1 pseudogene is annotated in these 2,487 nt (G+C 73.8%); it reads right to left on the bottom strand.

Going from position 1 to position 2,487, the window contains the following annotated elements:
• Positions 1-2,483, bottom strand: a pseudogene (locus tag ACH47Z_RS47030) (beta-ketoacyl synthase N-terminal-like domain-containing protein); the annotation flags it as partial.
• Between the last annotated feature and the right edge of the window lie 4 nt (positions 2,484-2,487).

The following is a 2,487-nucleotide window of genomic DNA, read 5'->3' as shown; positions in this document are numbered from 1 at the left end:
TCCGCGAACGCCTCGGCGAACACCGGGTACGCGGCGGCCAGTTCCTCACCCATCCCGGCCCGCTGCGCACCCTGCCCCGCGAACACGAACGCGGTGACACGGTTGTCGCGGGCTCGGGCGGATTCGAGGTGCGCGGCAGCACGGCCGGCCGCCAACGCGGTGAGCCCGTCGGCGAGTTCGCCCCTTTCGGTGCCGACGACGACCGCGCGGTACGGCAGCGCCGCCCGGCCGGTGGCGAGGGAGTAGGCGGTGCCGAGGAGGCTGGTGTCGTCCTGCAGCCAGTCCGCCAGCCGTGCGGCCTGCGCCCGCAGCGCCCCCTCGGACCGGGCCGACAACAGCCAGGGCACGGCGGGCAGTTCGGCCGACCCGGCGCGCTCGGTCTCCTCAGGTGCCTCTTCAAGGACGACATGCGCATTGGTACCGGACACACCGAACGACGACACACCCGCCCGACGCGGCCGACCCGCACGGGTCCACTCGCGCTCCTCAGTGAGCAGCTCCACCGCACCGGCGGACCAGTCGACCTCCGCAGACGGCTCGTCCACGTGCAGCGTGCGCGGGAGTACACCGTGCCGCATCGCCTGCACCATCTTGATCACACCCGCCACACCGGCGGCAGCCTGCGCGTGACCGATGTTGGACTTGATCGAGCCCAGCCACAGCGGCTCATCCCGCTCCTGACCGTAGGTCGCAAGCAGCGCCTGCGCCTCGATCGGATCACCCAGCCTGGTACCCGTACCGTGCGCCTCCACCGCGTCGACATCGCCAGGCCCAAGACCCGCACCCGCCAACGCCTGCCGGATCACCCGCTGCTGCGACGGACCGTTCGGCGCCGTCAGACCATTCGACGCACCATCCTGGTTCACCGCCGAACCACGCACCACAGCCAACACCCGGTGCCCATGCCGACGCGCATCCGACAACCGCTCGACGAGCAGCATGCCGACACCCTCGGACCAACTGGCCCCGTCGGCCGCGGCCGCGAACGACTTGCAGCGCCCGTCGGGGGCGAGGCCGCGCTGCCGGGAGAACTCCACGAACGTGCCCGGAGTCGCCATCACGGACACGCCGCCGGCCAGGGCGAGGTCGCACTCGCCCGACCGCAGCGCACTGATCGCCCAGTGCAGCGCGACCAGGGACGAGGAACACGCGGTGTCGACGGTGACCGCCGGGCCCTCCAGGCCCAGGGTGTAGGCGATGCGGCCGGAGGCGACGCTGCCGGAGTTGCCCATGCCCAGGTAGCCTTCGAGGTCCTCCGGGGTGGTGCCGAGCCGGGCCGCGTAGTCGTGGTACATCAGGCCAGCGAAGACGCCGGTGGCGCTGCCGCGCAGCGCGGTCGGGTCGATGCCGGCGCGTTCCACGGCCTCCCAGGCGGTCTCCAGCAGCAGCCGCTGCTGCGGGTCCATCGCCAGCGCCTCACGCGGGCTGATACCGAAGAACTCGGCGTCGAACCCGGCGGCGTCGTGCAGGAACCCGCCCTCGCGGGCGTAGCTCGTCCCCGTGTGGTCGGGATCGGCGTGGTACAGGGCGTCGAGGTCCCAGCCCCGGTCCTCCGGGAACGGGGAGATGACGTCCCGGCCCTCGGCGACGACACGCCACAGGTCCTCGGGCGAGGCCACGCCGCCGGGGTAGCGGCAGGCCATGCCGACGATCGCGATCGGCTCGTCCGTGCGTACGGCGGTGGGGGCGGTCCGGGACGAGCCGGCCGTGACGCCGAGCAGTTCGGCGAGGATGTGCCGGGTCAGGGCGGCCGGGTTGGGGTGGTCGAACACCGTGGTGGCCGGCAGGCGCAGGCCCGTCACCGTACCGAGGCGGTTGCGCAGGTCGACTGCGGTCAGGGAGTCGAAGCCGAGTTCGAGGAAGGCCCGGTCCTCGGCGATGGCGGCGGCCGACTCGTGTCCGAGGACGGCGGCGGCCTGACCGCGCACCAGGTCGAGCACGGTCCGGGTCCGCTCGGCCGGGGTCTGCGCGGCGAGGCGGTCACGCAGGGTGCCGGCGTCGGCGGCGCGTGCCGTGCGGCGGGCCGTGGCGCCCGCGAGGCTCCGCAGGACGGCGGGCACACGGGTGCCCTGCGCGCGGAGCGCCGTGAGGTCCAGGCGCGCGGCGACGGTCAGCGGTGCCTCGGCGGCGCAGGCGGCGTCGAACAACTCCAGGCCCCGTTCGGCGGGGAGCGGGAGGATGCCGCCCCGGGCCAGGCGCGTGGTGTCGGCGCCCGAGGTCATGGCGCTCGCCGGTGCCCACAGGCCCCAGGCGATGGAGGTGGCGGGCAGCCCCTGCGCCCGCCGGAGCCCGGCCAGCGCGTCCAACGCCGCATTCGCGGCCGCGTAACCGCCCTGCCCCGCACTGCCCACCACACCCGCGAGCGACGAGAACAGCACGAAGGCACGCAGGCTCAGACCAGCCGTCAGCTCGTGCAGGTGCCAGGCACCGTCGACCTTCGCCTTCAGCACGGTGTCAACCCGATCGGCCGTCAGCGACTCCACCGTG

Origin of the sequence: Streptomyces sp. NPDC020192, from assembly GCF_044388685.1 — a bacterium.
GTDB lineage: Bacteria > Actinomycetota > Actinomycetes > Streptomycetales > Streptomycetaceae > Streptomyces.
The sequence above is the reverse complement of the archived record's forward strand: the minus strand, read 5'-3'. Positions and strand labels throughout refer to the sequence as shown.